The organism is Marinomonas algicola, from assembly GCF_014805825.1.
Classification (GTDB): Bacteria; Pseudomonadota; Gammaproteobacteria; order Pseudomonadales; family Marinomonadaceae; genus Marinomonas; species Marinomonas algicola.
This window is the reverse complement of record NZ_CP061941.1, coordinates 1,436,746-1,460,415: the sequence shown is the minus strand read 5'-3', so window position 1 is coordinate 1,460,415 and position 23,670 is coordinate 1,436,746. Positions and strand designations below refer to the sequence as shown.

Below are 23,670 nucleotides of genomic sequence, written 5' to 3'. Positions count from 1 at the left end.
TAATTATTAAAATTTAAAGCTCGCAAACCCGTAATAGAATTGATCGTTTCGATAATGATTATCTTTAATTAAAAAAGGCTGATCATCCAAACGCTTTTCGACCCCAAAACCAAAACTAATCGATTTATAGTAGCTTAGTGGAAAATCACCAGATAACCATACATTTACATTTTTATAATCATAACTCCCCAACTCTTTTACATAAAAATAACGCCCATTAACTCTAAGGTGATTAGAAATAGGCGCACTTACAAACATAGATAAACTGAACGGCGAGGTAGTATCAATCAATCTTTGCTCATTCGTATCAGTGTCTTGATAAGCTAAGGTTAGGCGCGCTAATACATCCTCCTGAGACCTCATATCCATTTCAAACTCAGCACCATCAATAGTGAGGTCGACAACCTCTCCCTCATCGATAACTGAGTTACCAACAATCGCAAATTTTTTACTACTTAGAACTAAATTTTTTATACGATCTTGATATAGACGCAAATCGTAATTTACCCCATACCGAGGCAGAGAATGGAAATAACCAATCTCATAACTTGTTATTACCTCTTCACTTTCTCCATTCTCAGCATAAGTTACTCCAGACTCCTCACCAGAAGCTAAACGAACGTTCCAACGCGCATATTGGTCAAAAATATCAGGCGTCCTGATGGCTCTAGATGCATTAGCCCTTAATGATTGATTGGCATTAAGACGCCGAGTCACACCAAATTTGGGTGAAAAATACATGTTATCGATTTTACTCGTCTCAAGCATTCCACCCGCATTCACTATCCAACTCTCATTTGGAGAATACTCAAGGTTAGAAGAAATCCTCCCAAGCTCATCGCTGTGTGTCCCTTGCAAATAAGAATAAGAGTCCACTTCGTCATAACGATAATTAAATGCCGTTAACACTTTAAGATTTTTACTTATCTCTAAACTGCTTTGAAGTTCAATATCTTGACGCGTTTCAACCAGATCATTGTAATAGACTGAGTTAACGATTGAACCTGCAGCAGCAGCGTTAAAAATAACTTCATACGGGTTTACTCTGTAAGTATTGCCCCTTATTTCAATATCCATCATAGTGTTAGGAATCGCAACATAACGCTTTTCTAAGGCATCAGCCCTTTCATAATAATAATGAACACTGATTTCGTGCTTTAACGACACTGGCTTTGTCCAGTCTATTTTAAAATACGATCTTTCTATTTCTTCAGAGGGGTATCTACTTTCAAAAGCGGAATCAACTGTCTCTTTTTTTGTTGTATTTCGCGCTTCACCAAAGTCTAATTCAAACTGCCCTCTTTCGCTTTCATGCAGCAAATAAAGGTTCGCAATTTGTGTGTCGTACCCATCATTTCTCTCTTTATTTGAGGCATCGACATCAAATCCCTCAATATTTTTTGATGATACTGACGCACGGTAACTCCAATCCCCATTCAGGTCGCTGTATTGGGCATACAGATTGTTATCACCTCTCTCATCCGTGTACATATTAAGCGCACCACCTAAAGTATCTTGGGGTGCTCTTGTAATAATATTAATAACAGCAAAAAAGGAATTCGCGCCATAACTGGCCGCATTTGGCCCCCTATTCACTTCAACTCTTTCCACATCCTGTATGTTTAATGGAAGACTAGACCATTCAACTCTGGCCAACCCCGAACTGTATACAGAGCGACCATTGACCAAGACTTGAATTCTGCGATATTTATCTAACTGAGTTCCATGATAAGCAACAACAATTTCGCCTGAATCATAATAAGGTGCGACAAAAAAGCCAGGAACAAATCTTATCAATTCCTCTACTGTTCTTGCCCCTGAACGCTGAATGAAATTACGATCTAATACCGAGATAGAGGAAGAAATTTCTTGTCTAGATTGATACATTTTAGATGGAGTAACCACTTGGTTTAACTCTTCTCCAAAAATACCAATCGCAACTTGATTATCTTGGGCGTAAGTTAAAGACCCAACGGTACTCACACTCAAAACCAAACAAAGATACGTTGCTCTTTTCATCTATTTTCAATACTTCTATAGTCATCGGCTAAATATGTGCCTAACATCCGAATGTCCTCGGAGAAAAACCTAAGCTCTTCTAATGCCAGCTGCATAGCAGGCGTTTGGAAATGAGATTCAACATCAATATAAAACTGTGTAGCCGTAAAACGTCCATTCACCATGTAACTTTCTAACTTAAGTAAATTAATATTATTCGTCGCAAATCCTCCCATTGCTTTGTATAAAGCGGCAGGTACATTTCGAACTCGAAACATAAACGAAGTTATATAGGTTTGGGTTGGATCAAAGACCGGTAATTTATGCTGTTTAGCAAACACTAGAAAGCGCGTGGTATTTCCTTTAGTATCATTAAATTCAGATTGTAAAATTTTTAAATTATAGAGTTCCGCCGCCAGTTCAGAAGAAATTACGCCAAGATTAGGGTCTTGAGATTCTGCTAAGAACTTAGCGGCTCCAGCCGTATCGTACATAGCCACATTTTTAGCGCCTAAAGACTTGATGTTAGTATCACATTGGGCTAAAGCCTGAGGATGGCTGCCTATATTTTTAATGTCACTCAATTCACTGCCATGACAACTGATTAAACAATGATTCACAGGTTCGAAATGCTCTTTAACGACATAAAGCTTAGTTTTTTTCAATTCGCGATAAATTTCTTCTACTCGTCCCGCGGTAGAATTCTCGACAGGTATCATCGCAAGGGTCGCCTCTCCTTTTTCAACCATTTGCATGGCATCAACAAACGTCGCGCAGTGTACCGAGTTCAAGTCAGGAAAAGTATGTTTACAAGCGAGATGGGAATAAGCCCCTGGCTCTCCTTGGTAAGCAACGATAGTTGTAGAATCAAGAGAAGAATAAATCGTTGTCATATAATATCCTTAAATACAAATGAGCACACAATACCAAAATACCAAAAACAGCACCAGCTAAGGTAATATAAATACACACAAAGAATGATATAGATAAGCTACAATACAGAAAAATAAGGCTATATTTTATGTTAAAAAAAACAACCCTAATTTTTATCAAAGGGTATCAATACATTATGAGTCCAGTACTGGGTAATAACTGTCGCTTTTACCCAAGCTGCTCATCTTATATGATTGAAGCAATTGAAGTACACGGGACGGCAAAAGGGGTTGGTCTTGGATTAAAACGCCTATCGAAGTGTCACCCCTTTCACGAAGGTGGAGTAGATCCAGTACCAGAAAGAAAAACCGAGCATTAAGCAAGCTGAAGCTTTAACTCACTGGCAATGAGCACGGCTTGTGTGCGATTATTAATCCCTAATTTTTTAAATATAGCGGTTATATGTGCCTTTATAGTCGCTTCAGAAATATCAAGTTCATAGGCAATTTGCTTATTTAACAAACCTTCATGTAAATAGCAAAGCACTTTATATTGTTGTGGCGTGAGCTCTGCTACACGCTGAATCATCGTTAGGTCGGATCTTGGTAAACGACTAATTTCTTCTGATACTTCAACGGGAAGCCATACATTTCCTTGGAGAATACTATTAACGGCGCTTGCAATAACTTTTGGCTGACTGGTTTTAGGGATAAAGCCTAAGGCACCAGCATCCAAAGCTTTTGCAATGGTTAGCACATCATCGGTCCCCGAAATAATCGCCACGGGAATGTCAGGAAAGGCTTTACGAATCCGAATAAGGCCATAAAGGTCACCACTTCCAGGCATATGTAAATCAAGTAAAAGCAAGTCTAAATCGACACTGGCTCCAAGTAACTTAACCGTCTCATCTATGTCTTGACTTTCGAACACTGTTACCGACGGAAACTCCATTTCCAAGGCGCTTTTTAAAGCGCCTCGGAACAAAGGGTGATCATCAGCAATCAGTAGTGTAATCACAAGTTCACCTCAATCCAGTAAAAATCATACATTCAATCGATTTTCAATCAGCTCATCAACTACTGTTGGATCAGCAAGCGTACTCGTATCTCCCAACTGGCCGTGCTCATTAGCCGCTATTTTCCTTAAAATACGACGCATGATTTTACCCGAGCGGGTTTTTGGTAACCCCTTTATTGCCCATTGCATTAAATCCGGTGTGGCAATAGCACCAACCTCATCTCTAACAAACTGCCTCACGTCTTTCGTTAATTCATCCGTTATCTCAATACCATCCACTGGCGTAATATAAACATATATACCCTGCCCCTTAATATCATGCGGATAACCAACAATAGCCGCCTCAGCTACGGAAGGGTGAGCCACTAAAGCACTTTCAATTTCAGCTGTACCTAATCTATGCCCTGATACATTTAATACATCGTCCACTCGGCCAGTAATCCAATAATAGCCATCGGCATCTCTTCGTGCACCATCGCCTGAAAAATACATACCTTCAAAGGTGCTAAAATAGGTTTGCTCAAACCGAGAGTGATCACCATACACAGATCGAGCTTGTCCAGGCCAAGAATCTAATAAAACCAAACAGCCTTCGGCTTCACCCGTACCTTCGATAATCTTACCGTCAGTATCAACAAGTGCGGGTTGAACACCAAACAATGGACCAGTACAAGAACCCGGCTTCATATTTAAACCACCCACTCTTGGACTCATCATAATGCCACCAGTTTCCGTTTGCCACCAAGTATCCACTATTGGGCAGCGCTCTTCACCAACAGTAGAATAGTACCACCACCATGCTTCTGGATTAATTGGCTCACCAACACTTCCAAGTACTCTCAACGACAGTCTATCAGAAGTCGCGACAGGCTCATTACCTTTTGCCATTAATGCTCTAATCGCAGTTGGTGCGGTATACAATATTGAAACCTTATATTTATCAACGATTCTTCCTACTCGCCCGCAATCAGGGTAAGTAGGCACACCTTCAAATAAAATGCTGGTTACACCGTTAGAAAGTGGTCCATAAACAATATAAGAGTGCCCTGTTATCCATCCTACATCGGCTGCACACCAGTACACATCATCTTCTTTAAGGTCAAATACTACCTCATGAGTCAGTGAGGCATACACCATATAACCGCCAACCGTGTGCACAACACCTTTAGGCTGACCTGTTGAACCGGAGGTATAGAGAATAAACAGGGGATCTTCTGCGTTCATTGGCTCAGGGGCACATACCTTGCTTAAAGGTGCCGTCAAATCCACCCAATTAACATCAATCTCTTCATTCCAATGAACATCAGCACCAGTACATGGAAAAACCACCACTTTCTCTACGGATGGGCAAGATCCACCAGCCAACGCATGATCTACGGTTTTCTTTAAAGGAATAATTCGACCCGCACGTCTACCTTCATCGGCCGTTAAAACAACTTTAACAGTACAATCATTTAAACGGTCAGCAATTGCATGCGCTGAAAAGCCTCCAAAAATAACAGAATGTATTGCTCCAATACGAGCACACGCTAACATAGCGTGAACGGCTTGAGGGATCATTGGCATGTAAATAGCGACTCTATCTCCTTTGCCCACACCTAACGATTTCAATCCATTTGCTAATCTAGCCACATCATCATGCAATTCTTGATACGTTACAGCGACCGTTTCTCCTTCCTCATCTCCTTCACAGTAATAGGCAACTTTATTTCCTTTTTGCGGTAGATGGCGATCGGTACAGTTATAAGACGCATTTAAAAATCCGTCCTCAAACCAGCGTATTTCAACATTATTCTTATCAAAACACGTTTTCTTAACACTTGTATAGGGAGTAATCCAATCCAGTCTTTTCCCCATTTCACCCCAAAAAGAGTCTGGGTTATCAATAGATTCTTGATAAAGGGTTTGAAATTTTTCTTGAGTTATATTAGCTTGATTTTGCACCTTTTGCGGTAATGAGATCGTCGACAGCTCCATTAATTAGCTCCTATTATTAAATTTATTATTAAGGCATTTCTCTACTATATATACCTGAGAAAAAGGAGATATTACACTTTAGTCTTAAACCTAATTAGCGGGGCTATCCTCAAATCGTCCTGCTTTAACAAAAAATGGCAATTTTATGGTCTTTTTCTGTAATGGATCACCCCAGAGCTTAATCATCTCCATCCAAGCTTCTTCTAAAAACTGATCCCCATCAGACTCAATCAAAATCGAAGTAGCAGACCATGAACGTATGTATTCAAATACACGATACATACTCCAATTCTGGGTTAATTCAAACTTAGGGACTTCTATCAAATTCATAGGAAACGCAATATCCTTGTACTCTCTCCATAAAATTTTACTTTCCTGTTGCCAATATGGATGCAATTTTTGCAACACATATCGATCAATCACATCGTCTTCATGATCACCAAGTCGTATCCAATTATAGCCCCAGCAAACAAACAAACCTCCAGGCTTCAACACTCTCTTTAACTCAGCCCAAAATGAGTCTAAGTCAAACCAATGGAGAGCATGAGCAACACATACAACATCAAAACTGTTGTCTTCAAAAGGGGTTATTTCAGAAGAGCAAACATGATAATTAATTTTGCGGTGGGGCGTAGCTTCTGCTACTTGAGCTTCACTGATATCCGATGCTTCAACACGTTCAAAATACGCCGCCAGGTCAACGGATGCCTGCCCTGTCCCACATGCGGAATCCCAGACAAGAGACAATCCAGGCGCTTGTTTCGACAACCAAAAATACAGCTCAGCAGGGTAAGTTGGTCGGGCTCTAGAATACATATCTGAAGCTGTGTTAAAGTATGTTCTCATTCAACTATCCCTCCTTCTAAAAAGTTTTTAAACGCAGCACATTACCAGTAGTTAGGTGTCAATGGCAACGAGTTGCTCAATCAAAATACTCAATCAGACTATGTGGTATTGTTGTAATACGGCTTTTGATTGATTAACTCCTTTTACTTGATGGGCAATAATACCTATGTTCCTTGCCGCTTCGACATTCACTCGATTATCGTCTATAAAAAGGATTTCTTCAGGCATCACACCTAAAGAAGAAACCACTTTTAAATAAATTTCTTTATCTGGCTTCACCAGCCCCATTTGATGGGATGCAAAATAGCTTTGGAAAGCTCCGGCTAATTTCATTTCTGACATCAGTCTTGACCAGTGAGCTTCATTCGTATTGGAGAGAATGGCTCGATGATATTGTGGTTTCACGCTTTTCACCAGATTGAGTGCTCCGCAATAAAGCCCTTTAGGCCAATTAGAAAAGCGGGTCTTAAACTCATCTACGCTTCCTAAAGAAGGCACATCTTCCACCATATTTTCTGCAAACTCCTCAAAAGATATTAGACCTGAATCAAAACGTTTCACCAATGGGGAATGGAGCCATTTAAGCCAAATCTCAGCTTCGTTTCCAGACGCGTTAAGCATTGTGTTTAATTCAGATCGATCACCAAGATCAACCAACACATTCCCCAAATCAAACAAGACGACCTTAATAGAGACAGAAGCGTTCATTAAAACATCCTAACTGGCAAGATTTTGCTTATAAAAAAGCATTTTCTTGAAAAAAACCTGTATAGACAAAGAATTCAGCCTTATTTTATGAGCAATTTTTTGCCTATACTCTAAATCACATAATAAGCCAATTATGACCTAAATAAGGAAGAATATCTCAAAAAATAAAATAAAAACATAAAAATCAACAAGTTAAAAAAATAGGCACAATACTTGTAAATACATTTATTGACACAACCTAACTAGGAGAAAAATAAAATGAAATTGGGCTTAGTCACAAAAACACTTATCACGACGGCAACCGCTGCAGCAATTATGCTGTCAACAACACAACTCCAAGCCGCCGACCAACGCAATTACATTATGGCAACGGCTTCAACAGGTGGAACGTATTACCCTGTTGGCGTTGCAATCGCCACGCTAAGCAAGGTCAAACTTGAGCCTAAGCATGGCATATCCATTTCCGCTATTAGTTCCGCTGGATCAGGTGAAAACATTAAGTTACTTCGAGAGAATCAAGCTCAATTCGCCATTCTTCAAGGCCTATATGGCGCTTGGGCTTGGAACGGAGAGGGCCCTCTTGAATCGTCAGGCAAACAAGAAAATCTACGCTCCGTTAGTATGCTATGGCAGAACGTTGAACACTTCGTACTCAAAAGCGACTTAGTCAAGACTGGGACAGTGGATGATTTAAGAGCATTGCAAAATGGCAACAACAAGTTCTCAATTGGTAAAAAGAACTCTGGTACCGAAGGTTCAGGACGTCAATTATTGACTGGCCTTGGCATTGATGCTGATGAATTTAGTCTAGCGTATATGGGTTATGGCGCCAGCGCAGATGCCATGCAAAATGGCAATATTGACGGTATGAATACACCTGCTGGAGTACCAGTTAGCGCTATTACTCGTGCTTATGCGTCCATGGGCGATAAAGTACAAGTATTGGATTTTACAGACGAAGAAATGAAAGCCGCGAATGGAAATTATACGTTGTGGACTCGTTATGTCATTCCCGCGAATACCTATCCAGGACAAACTAAACCCATTAATACAGTGGCCCAACCAAATTTCTTAGCCGCCAGAGCGGATCTTTCCGACGATGACATATACCTATTAACCAAAGCAATTTATGAAAACTTAAGCTACTTAAGTGCTATCCATAAAGCAACCAGTGTCATGGCAATTGAAAAAGCCATTGATGGGCTTCCAATGCCTTTGCACCCTGGTGCCGCTCGCTATTATCGTGAACAAGGCATTCAAATCCCTGATCACTTAATCGCTAAGTAATATTTTCTCGCGTTACTTGCACTTATCAATATAAAACATCCAATTCATTTCCATGTTGAATAGAACTGTTTAATGTTGATAAGTGCTCTATTTGATCTTCTTTGTTTAAAAAGGTAGTTGCTTCATGAACACGTCAACTAGCCAAACAGAAACGTCCCAACCAGATTTACAAGAATTCGAGACGGCACATCGTTCTCAAACTGGTGTCACTCGTTTTGTTTTTGCTTTTTCAATTTTTCTTGCTGTTGCGCATATTTACATTAATACCATTGGCACCCTACCAGAGTTGTGGGTTTCAGCTTTTCACTTTTCGGGATTCGGGATTTTATGCGCTCTGTTAATCCCCGCACACCCTTCACTTTTAAACAGTAAAACGGCCCTGTTGATTGATACGCTATTAATCATTGCATTAGCGGGTATCACCCTCTATGTCGTTTTCTTTGAAGATGCCTTATACGCCCGCGGCGTCACGTTCAATACGGGCGATTGGATTGCGTCCAGCGTTGCCATCCTGTTGGCATTAGAACTCATTCGACGTACCAGCGGTTGGTTTATTCCGACACTTATCCTTGTTGCTTTAACCTATGTGGTTTTATGGGGGCAATGGATTGGCGGGACCTTCTCATTCCCAGGCCTCAGCTTAGAAACCTTACTGTACCGAAGTTACTTCAGTACCGATGGCATGTTTGGCTCTATTTCAAGAATATCCTGGAGTTTTGTCTTCATGTTTATTCTGTTTGGGGCTTTTCTTGTCAAATCCGGTGCTGGCGACTTTATTATTGACTTATCTCGCTCATTGGCGAGCAAAATGATTGGCGGTCCTGGTTTTGTAGCCGTTCTTGGTTCAGGGTTAATGGGATCGGTATCAGGGTCTTCTGTTGCCAATACAGTGTCGACTGGGGTTATTACCATCCCTTTAATGAGAAAAGCTGGATTTCCAGCCAGATTTTCAGCAGGAATTGAAGCCGCGGCTTCCACTGGCGGTCAACTTATGCCTCCTGTAATGGGGGCTGGTGCCTTCATTATGGCTTCGTATACTCAAGTTTCCTACGTTACCATCATCAGTGTTGCGGCCATCCCGGCGCTTTTGTATTTCTTAAGTGTTGGCTTTTTTGTACGGGTAGAAGCGAAACGAAGCAAAGTCATTGCGGTTGAAGACGACGGGCCAACAGTTAAGGACGTTTTTAAATCCGGCTGGCACCATATTGTTCCATTAGCTGTTCTTGTAACACTTTTAGTACAAGGCTTTACACCAACGTACGCGGCCGGTATCAGTATTTTAGCCGTAATATTCTCTTCCTGGCTATCAAAAGCGCATCGTATGAGTTTTACCGACATTCTTGATGCAATGGCTCAGGGCGCTAAGAACATGTCAACAACAGCCGTTTTGTTAGTTGGAATTGGGCTAGTCGTCAATGTCATCAGTACAACAGGTGTAGGTAATACCTTTTCTCTAATGATTACTGGGTGGGCAGACGGGAGTTTAATCTTCACTATCGTTCTTATTGCTCTGGCCTCTCTTATTTTAGGGATGGGACTTCCTGTTACGGCGTCTTACATAGTGTTAGGTACCTTGTCAGCACCGGCTTTATACAATTTAATTGCGGAAAGTCAATTAATTGAGATCATGGCGAGTGGTGCCCTTCCAGAAACCGCTAAAGCCGTATTTATGTTAGTTGATCCCGCGTCTCTATCGAAATTGGCGTCAGGAATGTCTCCGGATGAAGCGGCGTTACTCTTGTCACAAGTACCATCTGACTTTAAGGGAATGTTGTTAGATCAATCACTTGGTGCTGAAACCATTGCGATGATTTTAGTCACAGCTCATATGATTATTTTCTGGCTTTCTCAGGACAGTAATGTCACTCCACCCGTTTGCTTAACGGCTTTTGCCGCCGCCGCCATTGCTAAAACACCACCGATGAGAACCGGACTAACAGCATGGAAACTGGCTAAAGGCCTATACCTCATTCCTTTACTCATGGCTTATACACCATTAATTGGTGGCAGTTTTGAAGAAATGGTAAGATTGACTATCTTCGGTATTATAGGTCTTTATGCTTTTGTTGCTGTTATGGAGGGGTACCTTGAAGATGAACTAAATCTGGTCTCTAGAGGATTATTACTAATCGCCACCATCGCTTTACTTTGGCCTGGCATAGAGCTTATTTGGCAAATGGCTGGCGCCGTCTTATTCTTTGCATTCTTTATGAAAGGCTTTAAGAGCTACGCGAAAGCCTCTACATAGGAAAATTACTCCTTTTAAAAGCGCTAAGAGCAAAAATGCTTCTAGCGCTTTTTAAGCGCCAAATTCTCATTAAGTATCATGAAAATACTATTCTTTCAGAGAACCTATTGCCACAGGCAAGCTAATTTATCTCTTCCGCTAAAAAGCCGCCTGTTTGATGGTTCCACAGTTTTGCATACACTCCGCCTAATTTGACAAGCTCATCATGTGTGCCTTGTTCCAACATCTTCCCTTGATCTAATACAATCAATCGATCCATAGCGGCAATGGTAGACAAGCGATGCGCAATCGCAATCACCGTTTTATTCTCCATGAGTTGATATAAGCTTGTTTGAATAGCGGCTTCTACTTCCGAATCTAATGCCGAGGTCGCTTCATCTAATACTAAAAGTGGCGCATCTTTCAGTAATACTCGAGCGATGGCCACTCGCTGGCGTTGTCCACCGGATAACTTTACACCACGTTCACCAACCATGGCATCGTAACCAGTATTACCAAAGGGATCGGTTAGCTCCAAAATAAAATCATGTGCCTCGGCTTGTTTCGCCGCTCTGATCATTTCTTCTTCTGAAGCATCAGGCTTACCGTATAACAAGTTTTCACGAACCGTTCTATGTAACAGAGAGGTATCTTGAGTTACCATACCTATTTGGGCTCGTAAACTGTCTTGCTTAACACCGTTAACATTTTGTCCATCAATTAAAATTTCCCCAGATTCAACTTCATGAAATCGCATCAGAAGATTGACCAAAGTAGATTTACCTGCACCTGAACGTCCAACTAATCCAACCTTCTCTCCAGGCTTTATGTCTAGGTTGAAATGATCAATCACACCTGACCCTTTGCCATAATGAAACCCTATTTCTTGGTATTCAATGCGTCCCTCTTTAACAACCAAATTGGGCGCACCTTTTTTGTCCTGAATGGTTAATGGCTTTGATAACGTTTTCATCCCATCCGCAACCATGCCTATATTTTCAAACAAAGCACTTATTTCCCACATAATCCATTGAGACATACCATTAAGCCTTAAAGCCAAACTCACCGCTATCGCAATTGAACCAACACTAATAGCACTTCCGATCCACAAAGTAATGGCTAATGCCGCCATAATAAATGCCAATAGATAATTACAAACTTGTACACTTACATTGATGCCTGTTACTAGGCGCATTTGAGCATAAACCGTTTGTAAAAAACCGTTCATACTATCCTTGGCGTAATCCGCTTCACGAGAAGTATGAGCGAATAACTTTACAGTCGATATATTGGTATAACTATCCACGATACGACCCGCCATAATTGAACGAGCGTCTGCCTGTTTTGTTGAGATTTTTTTAAGCTTAGGTACAAAAAACAATTGAATAGAAATGTAAGCCACTAACCACACCAACATAGGCAGCATTAATCTAAAATCGGACTGGGCTATTAAGACTAACATTGATATGAAGTACACCAAAATGTATACCAATACATCCAAAAGTTTCATAACCGTTTCACGGACAGCAAGGGATGTCTGCATTACCTTAGTCGATACACGACCAGCAAAATCATCTTGAAAAAAGGTAATGCTTTGTTTTAATAAATAACGGTGTGCTAGCCAGCGAATCCCCATTGGGTAATTACCAAGCAAGGTCTGATGCACAAGCGCCGAGTGCAGAAACGTCAGTAAAGGCATAGCCACCAACACCATCCCGCCCATCCATAAAAGGCGCGTCCCCTCTTCTGCTAAAAATGTATCGGGGTCTTTGGTGATAAGCCAATCGACTAATTGCCCCATAAAGCCAAATAAAGTGACCTCCAAAATAGCAATCAAGGCGGTCAGCATAGACATAGCCATTAAAGGCAAGCCAATGCCTTTAGAGAAGTGCCAACAAAACGCAAACAACGTATTCGGAGCGGCTGTTGGTTCTTGGTCAGGATAAGCAGGGATAAGCCGCTCAAAAAAGTTAAACATGAATTTACCTTGTTTAAATTGGTTTACATTGATGAACTTCTCATAGCGATAAGCCCAATAAAAAATCAGCCACGGCCATAGATGAGAAGAATTCTAACATGGAATAGTTTGCTAAAAGATGTAAATAGTTCTTACTCACTGACTGTTTTTATTCCATTAGTCTGTTGGGGCAATGAAAAAATTACAAAAGAGTAAGTATTTTATTCCCACCACCTTTGAAAAAGTGATGAAAAGAAAAGAGAAAATAAAAAAATAATTATATTTTTCAATAACTTAATATAACTGGCACAGCTAATGCTATATCTTAGATACATCACATTGAATAGGAGAAAATCATGTTGAGTTGGGCCATTATATTTTTTGTTGTTGCCATTGTAGCCGCTTTATTAGGCTTTGGCGGAATCGCAGGCGCTGCCTCAGGCATTGCGCAAATTTTGTTCTTTGTATTTATTGTTTTATTTGTCATTTCTTTAATTGCAAACGCGCTTAAAGGGAAGGCGCCGAAGCCTTAGAAAGACTTTGTAGAATCAAGCCTTAGAAAAACGATTTTTAAACACTTATTTTAACTGTATAGGAAAACCATTATGAACATTAACACAAAACAATTCGCTACCTTTTTCACAGCGGCCATTTTATCTGTCTCTTTAACAGCATGTGGCAGTAACAGTGCCGAAAATGCAGGTGAGAAAGTGGATGAGGTCATCACAGACACTGGAAATGCGATCGAAGACACTTGTGAAGCCGCAAAAGAGAAAGCAGGCGCTAGTGACACCGATTGTTAATTCTTTGATTACACGTTTCTATTAATCTGTTTTTATATTAGGTGTATTCGATATGGAATTTGATGTATTCAATCGATTTTGGGAGCTTATCCATGAGAAACTGCAAATCTGGATAGAGCTTGGGATAAAGCTCCTCCCAAACGTATTTCTCGCAATTGTTATTACTATTCTGTTTATTTTTATTGCAAAAATAACCAGTAGAGTAGTAGTTACATTGCTAAAACGTCTGTTTGATTCTGAACAAATAGCGGTACTGCTGGCCTCTATATTCAAAATCATCATCATTTCTATTGGTGGTTTTATTGCTCTAGAGTTTGTAGGACTTTCAGGAACAGTAACGTCCATCCTCGCAGGCGCTGGTATTATTGGTCTTGCAATCGGCTTTGCATTTCAAGACATGACCGAAAACCTCATAGCAGGAATTGTCATGGGAATTAGAAAGCCTTTTTTAATTGGCGATATTGTTGAAGCAGACGATGTTTTTGGAACCATTAGAACCATCAACCTTCGCAACACTATTGTAGAAACTTTTTCAGGCCAACTAGAAACCGTTCCTAATAAGCTATTATTTCGCAACATAATCACGAACTACTCAACATTAGGGATACGTAAAATTGAGATTCCCGTTGGTATTTCTTATGCTGATGATCCAGAAAAAGCAGAACGGGTCATTGCCGACGCTCTTAATAGTTGTGATTTTGTCATCAAGAAAGAAGAGACTGCCATTTACGCTGAAAGCTTTGGCGATAGTAGCATTAATTTACTGGTCTGGTTTTGGATAAAGTACCCTGGAGAAACCGGTTTTATGCAAGCTAGACATAAAGCGATATCGCTAATTCAAAAAACCCTAAGTGACGAAGACATTCTGATTCCTTTCCCTATAAGAACGCTTGATTTTGGCGCTAAAGGTGGCGAAAAATTAGACTCAATGTTACCAACAAAGAATAGAATTGAGCGATAAAACCGTAAATGAATGAGTAAATCAACAGCAAAACATGTTCATACCGCCCTAGGTTCAATTTTTAGGTTGAAAATGAGGTACAATTTATGTCATGAGCATTAATAAGGTTTTATATCATAGGCCTAGCGACTCATTTCCCATTTTTTTATAGGTTTTTAGATAATGACATCCATTTTATTAGTTGATGATGATATAGAATTCACAGGAGTGGCCTGTAAGATTATTGAGCTGATGGGCTACAAAGTAGCCTCTGTTGGTACTATCCATGAGGCTAAAGAATCATTGCATCTTGCTCATTATGACCATATTTTATTAGACTTTATGTTGCCTGATGGCAGCGGGTTACATTTGCTGGAACAGATACAAGCCGAATCAAGCTCATCTAAAGTAACTTTTATTACAGGTCATCCTTTAATTAAAAATGTCATTGCAGAACTCTGCGGCCCTAAAATAAATTACCTCTTAAAACCCTTAAAAAAAGACGACCTTGAAGATCTATTCAATTCTTCATCTCATGCAAAAAAACCATTGAAGAACGCTCCAATTAAGCACTTTGACTGCTTAATTGGAGAATCAGCTTCAATGAAAGAGCTCTATAAAATGATTGAGCGGGTCAGTCAGACACATGCCAATGTTATGTTAATGGGGGAAAGTGGCGTTGGTAAAGAAGTCGTTGCTCAAGCCATCCATTCTGCCAGTCAAGTTACAGGGGCACTTGTAACAACTAATTGCGGGGCTTTCTCTAAAGAGCTCCTTGGGAGTGAACTGTTTGGTCATGAAAAAGGGGCATTTACTGGCGCCGTAAATCAAAAAAAGGGCGTCTTCGAACAAGCTGAGCAAGGTACGCTCTTCCTTGATGAATTAACTGAAATGCCTATTGATATGCAGCCTTCCCTTTTAAGAGTATTAGAAAGTAAGAAGATTACTCGGGTAGGCGGTACAAAAGAGCTTCCTGTTAACTGTCGAGTAATCAGTGCAACGAATAGGCCCATAGAAGAAATTGCTCAAAATAACATTCTAAGAGAAGATATTTACTTTCGTTTAGCTGTTTTCCCTATATCAATTCCCTCTCTAAAAGAAAGGAAAACAGATATTCCGCTTCTGGCTCAAGCTTTCTTAGATGATCTAAATACTGAAAGCGACCGTAAATATACATTAAAACCAGAGCAAATAGACACCTTAATGGACTATGACTGGCCAGGGAATGTGAGGGAGTTACGCCATACCATTCATAGAGCGTTTATCATGAGCGATCCAGAAAATATCGACCTTGAACTTCCTGATAATTTTGCTTCGCCTTTTTCAGAATCCCAAAAGGCCACATACAATGTGTTAACTGCCGGACAGAAAATTGAAGACTTAGAAAAAGAACTTATATTTTTAACACTTGAGAAAGTCAGTAATAATAAAACATTGGCAGCAGAAATGTTGGGGATCAGTACGAAAACCTTGTACAACAGATTACACAGCTATGGTCATATATTGGATTAAGAAATGCTTACTTAAAAACATCACGAGGCTTTTATGAAGAATGCAGTGCAACCTCTTTCACCAAAAGAGGTAACTAAATTGGTTCACGATGCTCGAAAACCATTAAATCGAGTGTCGATGCAAACTGAACTGGTGAAAATGATGCTTCCTCAATCGGATAACCAAGATGACATCTTAGAGCTACTCGATAAGATCATTTTAAATTGCCAAGAATGCAGTGACTCATTACAACGCCTTAGTGAATTGAGCAACATGGAGAACCCTGCTGAATGAATAGAGTTATCGATGTTAACAACAACTCAACATGGTTATTAATTTCACTTTTCATTACATCCATTATTGGTACAAATGCGTACCTTACCTATGACACGATAAAGTCACTCGATACATTACAGACGAATTTAGACAACACCTCTAAAGTGATGACATCTGTAAGCTTATTACATATCAGTGTGCTCGCCGCTGAATCAGGACAACGCGGGTACTTATTAACCAACAACGAAAGTTACTTAAAGCCTTATGAGGATGCACTTGACAAAGTATCAAAACAACTTAAAGATGTGTCGAATTTACAATCAAACATAGCTGGACAAGAGGCGCTGCTAAGCGAACTTGTTGAATTAGTTAATCTAAAATTAACTGAACTTAGCCACATAGTTAAACTAGCTAAAGAAGAAAAAGACTTACTCGCTCTACGAGTTATTCTTACCCATAAAGGTCGAAACCTATACAGTGAAATTAATCATCTATTTCAACAAATCAATCAAAACGAAAATACTTTTCAAATTAATCTACATAATGACCTGAAAAATACACGTGAGAGTTCAAAACTTACTTTTGCCATTTCCATTAGTACCAGTGTCTTTCTGATTTTTGGTATGGTCTATCTTGCTCGAATCAACCTAAGAAAAGAGCAAGATAGAATTCAAACAATAGAAAATAACAATGCTGAGCTTACCAAAGCGGTTGCATTAAGAACCAAAGAACTCACACTCTATTCAGAAGAGCTCTCTAGAAGTAACCGAGAGTTAGAAGATTTTGCCTTTGTTGCTTCTCACGACTTACAAGAACCGTTAAGAAAGATTCAAGCATTTGGAGACAGATTAGAAAACCAGTTTGGGGACCAACTTGGTGAAAAAGGTTCAGATTATCTCGCTAGAATGCGCAACGCAGCAAGCCGAATGGGGCAACTGATTACTGATTTACTAGAATTTTCAAGAGTGTCCACTAGGGGAAAACCTTTTGAAGATGTCAATTTAAATCAAACGATTGAAAATTGTCTAGACGACCTAATGCTTAATATTAATGAGTCCAATGCAAACATTATTTACCCTTCAATGCCGACCATTAAAGCCGATCAAACACAAATGCATCAGTTATTTCTAAACTTGATTGCAAATGCACTTAAATTTAAAAAACAAGAGACAGCCCCTTTAATAAATATCACTCTTGATCAAGAAGAAAAAACATCGTCCTTTGATAAAAAAATCATGGAAAATTGGTACAAAATCACTGTGACTGATAATGGTATCGGCTTTGATCAGAGTTATTCCGATAAGATTTTTGCACCGTTTCAAAGACTTCATGGGCGCAGTAAATTTAAAGGAACGGGCATAGGTTTAGCTGTCTGCAAACGCATTGTAGAACGCCATGGTGGATCAATAACCGCCTTCGGGGAACCAGATAAAGGTGCGACATTTACCATTTATATACCACTAATGAGCAATACAGATGAAGGAGTCATACTGAATGTCACTGAATAAAAGCAGGCCTATCACAATCTTAATGGCAGACGATGATGAGGATGATCGTTTATTAACCCACGATGCACTTAATGAAAGTCGCGTGCTTAATACCCTATATACCGTTGAAGATGGCAAGGAGTTACTCGATTTTTTAAACAATGAAGGACATTATTCAGACGCTAAGAGATATCCGAGACCAAGCTTAATACTATTAGATCTTAATATGCCTAAAGTTGATGGAAGAGAAGCGTTACAACGCATTAAAGCCGATCCAAAATTACGCGGTATTCCCGTCGTCATACTAACAACGTCGAAGCAAGAAGAAGACATGGTTAAAGGCTATGAACTTGGTGCGGCTTCCTATATTACCAAGCCTGTTGATTTTGCTGGCCTAGTGGAGCTTATGAAAACGCTTGGTCGCTATTGGGTTGAGTTCGTCGAACTACCAGAAAGCGAAAGACGCTAACGGATCAGATTGAAGAAACGTTTAGGAGATGGAATGAAAGAGGTAACCCACATACTGATTGTAGAAGATGACGAGGATGATTATGTATTAACAAAAGACTGCTTAGACGAACTTAGTGGTTATTCATTCAAGTTATTTTGGGTAACCCATCATACATTAGCATTAAGAGAGCTACAAACTGGTCATTATGACTTATGTTTGCTCGATTATAGACTGGGGGAAATTGATGGGCTTAGCATTCTCCAAGAAGCAACCTCACAACAAATAACCACTCCGATAGTTATGCTAACAGGTCAATCAGATGAGCAGCTTGATCAAATGGCTTTAGAAGCTGGAGCTCAAGATTTTATTATCAAGTCTGATCTTAGTAGCCCTAGGTTTGATAGAGCGATTCGTTACGCATTAAGCCGAAAAGAAATTCAGCAAGAGAAGCTAGAAAGACAAAAAGCAGAAGAAGACAACCGTTCAAAAGATCGCTTTATAGCGCATCTAAGCCATGAGCTAAGAACGCCATTGACGTCGATTCTAGGCTATACAGAAATGTTGCTTGAAAGTGAAATGCACAAATATGCTTCTTCAGAGCTTAATATTATCCTTAATAACGGCCAGCACTTATTAAACTTATTGAATGATGTATTAGACCTATCAAAAATCACAGCCGATAAACTTGAGCTCAAAGCGACAAAGGTTGATCTTGGAGAGCTCCTATCTGATGTATATTCTTTAATGAATATGTCCGCCTTAGATAATGGATTAATGCTTTCTATTACCTCAGCGACTCCCCTTCCCGAAAAAATTATAATCGATGCAACGCGATTTAGACAAATACTCATTAATCTCATCAGTAATGCTATAAAATTCACTAAAGAAGGGTCGGTAAAAGTTGAGCTTTCTTTAGTCGATGCGACTCAAACGCCCACAATGTTGGTCAAAGTTACCGATACAGGCATCGGCATCGGCCAAGATAAGTTAGTTGACATATTCCGGCCCTTTGAACAGGTAGAAGACATAGTCACACGCAAAGAAGAAGGCGCAGGGTTAGGATTAGCTATTTCTTCTGAGCTCATAAACCGTATGGGTGGTGAAATTAGCGTCACATCAAAACAAGACTTCGGAAGCTGCTTCACAATCAGATTGAAGTTACAGGTTGAAGAAAGCTCCCCAAATAAGCATTTAGACATACATTTGTCAAAAAATTACCAGCAAGATACGGACAAACCCAAATTAATTGGAGATGTTTTAATTGTTGATGATTTAGTCGATATCAGAAGCTTAACAGGACATTTGGTTCAAACGACTGGAGCCAATGTTGAGTTTGCTGAGAATGGATTAGAGGCTCTTAATAAAATAATAGAAAGAAGCCAATCAAAGCCTGAGTTTTCATTAGTTATTATGGACTTACATATGCCAATGATGAATGGCAGAGAGGCCATCATCGCTATTCGAAAACAAGGTTTTACAGGCCGTATAATCGCTATGACAGCCACTCTTCAGCAAAGCATTAAGCCAGAACTGATTCAACTCGGTTTTGACGATGTCTTAGCGAAACCTATTGATAAAAAAATCCTATGGGGAAGCCTGTCCAAATATTTAACGAATAACTCAGTAACGGCCCCTCCTAACGTAACTTTATTAGCCGAGACAAGTAACCCCAATAACCTTGAATTGACACAAACCAAAACCTGCCTACTTGTTGAAGATGATAGCGACAGTGCACAGCTTATGTCATTACTATTAGCTAAACTGAATATAAAAACAACTCTAGCCAAAGATGGCCGATCCTGCATTCGTTCAATGAAAGAAAGGAACCACTGGGATTTAATATTAATAGATATCGGTTTGCCAGATATGAATGGATTAGATCTAGTAAAGAAACTAAGAGAACAAAAAATTTCAGGAGAAATTGTTATTTTAAGTGGAGAAGAGCCAGATAGATCCATACTTTCTCAATTAAAGGTAAGAAGATCCATATTAAAACCTGTTAGCATGAATGTCTTAAAAAAAATAACTTCCACTCTCACCTAGTATATTAAATTTAAAAGGACATCACATAAGAGCCTCTCCTAATTATAAAAAATAAAAAGCCGCTATATAAGCGGCTATTTTATCTAATAATAACTAAGTTTCTGTTATAACTTGCAAACGCTTCATTTTATCATGGCATTGTTGCATATTAACTTTAACTTTCCTCAAGGTGGCTTGACAACTAGCAGGCTGAGGTTGTTCAAGAGCTGAGTTAAGCTTTTCTAATACTTTATCCTCTACTTCTTCTAATTGATCAACGTAAATATGAAGTGTGCTATCAGATTTTACAGCGTCAAGAACCTTGGCATAGCCTTCTCTAAAGTCAACAGCAATATCATTCCCTTGCTCAATATGACCATTTTCTTGTTCTGAAAATGGTTGCAGTTCGGCTATTGCTCGCTCTTTTTCAATAATCATATGAACGAATAATTGTTTAATTTCTGGGTTCTCTATCTGATCTTTCGCCTTATCATAAAAATTGATACCACTATTCATTACTTTAATAATATCAGATACTTGGTGAACATTAGATAAATGACTGTTCATAATATACTCCTGTTTATTATAATCAAAATTATTTACGTTTTTAACGAATTATTAGTGCCGCGTAGATTGTTTCAGAGCTTTCATTTCATCATGACACTCTTTCATGTCCGCTTGGATTTGTCTAAGCACCGCACTGCATTCAGGAAGTTGATCTTGCTGTAATGCGGCGTCAATATCTTTAAGTACCTTATCTTCCACTTCTTCAAGCTGACTTACATAATGATGCGTTGTGCTTTCTTTACTAAACACATCTGAAATTTGAGTGTAGTACTCCCTGGCTTTAATGGATAAGTCATGGCCACTTTCAAGCTTTCCTTTGTTTTCTTTTACTGCAAATTTTTGCAACTTAAATACAGCCAACTCTTTTTTATCAATTATCTTATTAAAAAAACCTTGAATATGATTCTCTGATATTTCTTGTTTCGCCTTTTGATAAAATTCAATGCCACCATTCATTGTCTTTACGATGTTTGAAACATTATTAACCTCTATTTCTTGCGTATTCATTATATACACCTCATATTAAAAAATTATATTTAAGTGCCTTATTATTCATTCAATTTAGAACAATAGACGTCACGTATTATTTAACTAAGGATTAAAAAACAGGTTTCAACCCTATTTTAAAATTTAAATATAATATTTATAAAAGTTTAATAATTTTGAAAAAAATACACAGATTTTGTAATAATTACTTAGTATTATCTAGAAATAAATCAACCGGCATTCTTAATGGGTATAAGTTAAGATGACTTATCTTTCAATCTGTATAAATTTTTAAAGATGGGAAAGTGTGTTTCTGTATAATGTGGTGCATTCCACAAATCGAGATAATTATGAAGCTGACACTCTCAACGATTCTGATATTAGGCATACTGAGTGGTTTAACGCCATTGGCAATTGATGCCTACCTACCCGCGATTCCAACAATTGCTAAAAATTTTGAAACTGACATAGGCTTAATACAATTAACATTGAGTCTTTATCTCATCATTTTTGCGGCTTTTCAGATTATATTTGGCCCTATTTCAGATGCTTACGGTCGAAAAAAAGTGGTTTCTGCCGGTTTAATTCTTTTTTTTCTCGGTAGTCTCGTTTGCGCCTTTTCCCAAAATTACGAATGGTTGTTAACAGGTAGGGCGATTCAAGCATTTGGAGGTGCGGCCGTTACAGTCTGTGTGTCGGCATTAGTAAGAGACGCCTTTTCGGCAGAGGACTTTGTTAAAGCCATGTCCTATATCATGTTAGTTATGTCTGTAGCACCTCTTATTGCACCAATACTCGGCGGTGTCATTTTAATTACTTTCGATTGGCATTATATTTTTATATTTTTGGCGCTGATCGCTTGTATCGCTTTAGTTTTATTTGGCAAAAATATTCCTGAAACGTTAACTGAAGAAAAAAGAAAAAGCCTATCTTTCAAAAGATCTTTAATTACTTACTGGGAACTGCTAAATAACCCGGGAGTATTTAGTCATATTATGGCGGGCGCCCTATTATTCAGCGGTATGATGTGCTTTATCACAGCGTCTTCCTATGTATATATAGAGCTGTATGGAATTGATGAAGGGAATTATGGCTTCTTATATGCTTTAAACATCATTGGCATCATGTTTTTTACCACACTGAATAGCCAATTTATTAGTAAAACTGGCATTAGAAAGATGGCATCTTATGGCATGATCGTCTTACTGACAGCGTCCATTGCACTTGCTATTATTGCATTTATTGAAAACCCTCCTCTAATACTCATTATAGTTACCTGTATTTTTTATATTGGTACACTAGGTGTTTTAGGAGGCACATTAGTTGCTGGGGCACTTAACCATGCAGGGAATAACAATGGCAGTGTTACAGCGCTTGCAGGGACCGCACGCTTCGCCGCTGGGGCACTAAGCGGAACATTAGTCAGCTTATTCCATAATGGTACCGTCACGCCAATGATCAGCATTATGGCAACAGCAGGCATATTGTCTTTTCTTTGTTTTTGGTTTATTGCGCGCAATATAGATACTCCTAAGACAAACAATGATCTGTAACTGTATTATTAACCATTACGACTCAAAACACTGACTTTTATCCAAAGGCTTAAACTTTATGTTTACAACAGACTCTTTAATCGAGCAATTAAAAACAACACCAGAGCAAGTTTCCTTCGCAGCAACGATGTCAATAATCGAACAAGAATATCAATTCACTGAAGCTAAATTTGTTAACGGTTCACAAATAAATGAAGCAGGGACCAACAATGGGTCCTGCAAAATTTTTGCTTTTGCTATGCTCCACGAACTTAACGAAAAGGAAACCTTGTCACTTTTTGGTGATTATTATCGTAAAGATGTACTTGAAAACCCGTTGGGCGAAGATCATCAGAATATTCGTCAATTTATTGAGCACGGTTGGCGTTCTGTAACATTCGAATCGATTGCATTAACGCCAAAAAACTAATTTTCATCCAATAATAATCTTGCTTTCGGGAAAAGACGATAATAGGCATTTCGCCTTTTCTCGATCAAAGCAAACACCACTTTGGCTTCCTCTTCATTATATTGGTGCCAATGTAAAATTTCATCTAATGTCCTAAAACACCCCATACACACGTCTTTTTGATCTAAACAACATCGCCTTACACATGGTGTCTCTTTAGTTACCACAAAGGCTCCTCCCATCGTTAAAAGTTACGTTTACCTTACCTTATAAGAATAGGTTAATTTGATACATTATTCCGCCAAAACCGCGTCAA

At 39.1% G+C, this 23,670-nt stretch carries 23 protein-coding genes; 13 read left to right on the top strand and 10 right to left on the bottom strand.

Annotated elements, in window-relative coordinates:
• Positions 1-6 precede the first annotated feature (6 nt).
• Complete coding sequence (locus tag IEZ33_RS06520) at positions 7-2,019, bottom strand: TonB-dependent receptor plug domain-containing protein (protein ID WP_191602881.1); 2,013 nt, start codon at positions 2,017-2,019, stop codon at positions 7-9.
• Positions 2,016-2,891 (bottom strand): prephenate dehydratase, encoded by an 876-nt coding sequence (locus tag IEZ33_RS06515; protein WP_191602880.1) that lies wholly within the window; start codon positions 2,889-2,891, stop codon positions 2,016-2,018. Before IEZ33_RS06515 ends, IEZ33_RS06520 begins: the two co-directional genes overlap by 4 nt.
• A 128-nt stretch (positions 2,892-3,019) precedes the next feature.
• On the opposite strand from IEZ33_RS06515, the gene yidD reads away from it, so the two are divergent.
• A complete protein-coding gene (gene yidD / locus IEZ33_RS06510; protein WP_191602879.1) occupies positions 3,020-3,250 on the top strand; it encodes a membrane protein insertion efficiency factor YidD in 231 nt (76 codons plus the stop codon).
• Here the strand turns inward: yidD and IEZ33_RS06505 are convergent.
• The 4 genes from IEZ33_RS06505 to IEZ33_RS06490 all read right to left on the bottom strand — a co-directional run bounded on the left by IEZ33_RS06505 (position 3,247) and on the right by IEZ33_RS06490 (position 7,419).
• Complete coding sequence (locus IEZ33_RS06505) at positions 3,247-3,888, bottom strand: response regulator transcription factor (protein ID WP_191602878.1); 642 nt, start codon at positions 3,886-3,888, stop codon at positions 3,247-3,249. The two genes, yidD and IEZ33_RS06505, sit on opposite strands and share 4 nt — an antisense overlap.
• Positions 3,889-3,912: 24 nt before the next feature.
• The gene (gene acs, locus IEZ33_RS06500; protein WP_191602877.1) at positions 3,913-5,865 is read right to left on the bottom strand and encodes an acetate--CoA ligase; all 1,953 of its coding nucleotides are present in this window, start codon (positions 5,863-5,865) and stop codon (positions 3,913-3,915) included.
• A gap of 90 nt (positions 5,866-5,955) precedes the next feature.
• On the bottom strand, positions 5,956-6,711 hold the full coding sequence (locus IEZ33_RS06495; protein WP_191602876.1) for a class I SAM-dependent methyltransferase: 756 nt from the start codon (positions 6,709-6,711) through the stop codon (positions 5,956-5,958).
• Between the two features lie 93 nt (positions 6,712-6,804).
• The gene (locus IEZ33_RS06490; RefSeq protein WP_191602875.1) at positions 6,805-7,419 is read right to left on the bottom strand and encodes an HAD family hydrolase; all 615 of its coding nucleotides are present in this window, start codon (positions 7,417-7,419) and stop codon (positions 6,805-6,807) included.
• Between the two features lie 258 nt (positions 7,420-7,677).
• Here IEZ33_RS06490 and IEZ33_RS06485 point away from each other — a divergent pair, with 258 nt between their 5' ends.
• Entirely contained in the window at positions 7,678-8,706 is a 1,029-nt protein-coding gene (locus IEZ33_RS06485; protein ID WP_191602874.1) for a TAXI family TRAP transporter solute-binding subunit, read from the top strand.
• A gap of 124 nt (positions 8,707-8,830) precedes the next feature.
• The gene (locus IEZ33_RS06480) at positions 8,831-10,954 is read left to right on the top strand and encodes a TRAP transporter permease (protein ID WP_191602873.1); all 2,124 of its coding nucleotides are present in this window, start codon (positions 8,831-8,833) and stop codon (positions 10,952-10,954) included.
• A gap of 121 nt (positions 10,955-11,075) precedes the next feature.
• Here IEZ33_RS06480 and IEZ33_RS06475 read toward each other — a convergent pair whose 3' ends face one another.
• Positions 11,076-12,911, bottom strand: a complete 1,836-nt coding sequence (locus IEZ33_RS06475) for an ABC transporter ATP-binding protein (RefSeq protein ID WP_191602872.1) — start codon at positions 12,909-12,911, stop codon at positions 11,076-11,078.
• A 335-nt stretch (positions 12,912-13,246) separates the two neighbouring features.
• On the opposite strand from IEZ33_RS06475, the gene IEZ33_RS06470 reads away from it, so the two are divergent.
• The 8 genes from IEZ33_RS06470 to IEZ33_RS06435 all read left to right on the top strand — a co-directional run bounded on the left by IEZ33_RS06470 (position 13,247) and on the right by IEZ33_RS06435 (position 20,381).
• Entirely contained in the window at positions 13,247-13,423 is a 177-nt protein-coding gene (locus IEZ33_RS06470) for a DUF1328 domain-containing protein (RefSeq protein WP_191602871.1), read from the top strand.
• A 72-nt stretch (positions 13,424-13,495) separates the two neighbouring features.
• A complete protein-coding gene (locus IEZ33_RS06465) occupies positions 13,496-13,693 on the top strand; it encodes a hypothetical protein (protein WP_191602870.1) in 198 nt (65 codons plus the stop codon).
• A 52-nt stretch (positions 13,694-13,745) separates the two neighbouring features.
• Positions 13,746-14,654, top strand: coding sequence for a mechanosensitive ion channel family protein (locus IEZ33_RS06460; RefSeq protein ID WP_191602869.1), 909 nt, complete (start codon positions 13,746-13,748; stop codon positions 14,652-14,654).
• A gap of 162 nt (positions 14,655-14,816) precedes the next feature.
• Entirely contained in the window at positions 14,817-16,145 is a 1,329-nt protein-coding gene (locus IEZ33_RS06455) for a sigma-54-dependent transcriptional regulator (RefSeq protein WP_191602868.1), read from the top strand.
• A 33-nt stretch (positions 16,146-16,178) separates the two neighbouring features.
• Positions 16,179-16,418: a histidine kinase gene (locus tag IEZ33_RS06450; protein WP_191602867.1), complete on the top strand. Its 240-nt coding sequence runs from the start codon at positions 16,179-16,181 to the stop codon at positions 16,416-16,418.
• Complete coding sequence (locus tag IEZ33_RS06445) at positions 16,415-17,908, top strand: sensor histidine kinase (RefSeq protein WP_191602866.1); 1,494 nt, start codon at positions 16,415-16,417, stop codon at positions 17,906-17,908. The genes IEZ33_RS06450 and IEZ33_RS06445 overlap by 4 nt, the downstream gene beginning before the upstream one ends.
• The gene (locus IEZ33_RS06440; protein WP_191602865.1) at positions 17,895-18,356 is read left to right on the top strand and encodes a response regulator; all 462 of its coding nucleotides are present in this window, start codon (positions 17,895-17,897) and stop codon (positions 18,354-18,356) included. The genes IEZ33_RS06445 and IEZ33_RS06440 overlap by 14 nt, the downstream gene beginning before the upstream one ends.
• Positions 18,357-18,389: 33 nt before the next feature.
• Positions 18,390-20,381 (top strand): response regulator, encoded by a 1,992-nt coding sequence (locus IEZ33_RS06435; protein WP_191602864.1) that lies wholly within the window; start codon positions 18,390-18,392, stop codon positions 20,379-20,381.
• A gap of 93 nt (positions 20,382-20,474) precedes the next feature.
• On the opposite strand, the gene IEZ33_RS06430 is transcribed toward IEZ33_RS06435, so the two are convergent.
• Both IEZ33_RS06430 and IEZ33_RS06425 read right to left on the bottom strand, forming a co-directional pair.
• Positions 20,475-20,927 (bottom strand): PA2169 family four-helix-bundle protein, encoded by a 453-nt coding sequence (locus IEZ33_RS06430; RefSeq protein WP_191602863.1) that lies wholly within the window; start codon positions 20,925-20,927, stop codon positions 20,475-20,477.
• Positions 20,928-20,978: 51 nt separating this feature from the next.
• Positions 20,979-21,434, bottom strand: a complete 456-nt coding sequence (locus IEZ33_RS06425) for a PA2169 family four-helix-bundle protein (protein ID WP_191602862.1) — start codon at positions 21,432-21,434, stop codon at positions 20,979-20,981.
• Between the two features lie 329 nt (positions 21,435-21,763).
• Between IEZ33_RS06425 and IEZ33_RS06420 the strand changes: the two genes are divergently transcribed.
• Together IEZ33_RS06420 and IEZ33_RS06415 are read left to right on the top strand one after the other, a co-directional pair.
• The gene (locus tag IEZ33_RS06420) at positions 21,764-22,966 is read left to right on the top strand and encodes a Bcr/CflA family multidrug efflux MFS transporter (protein ID WP_191602861.1); all 1,203 of its coding nucleotides are present in this window, start codon (positions 21,764-21,766) and stop codon (positions 22,964-22,966) included.
• Positions 22,967-23,024: 58 nt separating this feature from the next.
• Positions 23,025-23,375: a HopJ type III effector protein gene (locus IEZ33_RS06415; RefSeq protein ID WP_191602860.1), complete on the top strand. Its 351-nt coding sequence runs from the start codon at positions 23,025-23,027 to the stop codon at positions 23,373-23,375.
• Here IEZ33_RS06415 and IEZ33_RS06410 read toward each other — a convergent pair.
• Positions 23,372-23,581, bottom strand: a complete 210-nt coding sequence (locus IEZ33_RS06410; RefSeq protein WP_240009655.1) for a DUF1289 domain-containing protein — start codon at positions 23,579-23,581, stop codon at positions 23,372-23,374. The two genes, IEZ33_RS06415 and IEZ33_RS06410, sit on opposite strands and share 4 nt — an antisense overlap.
• Positions 23,582-23,670: the final 89 nt, after the last annotated feature.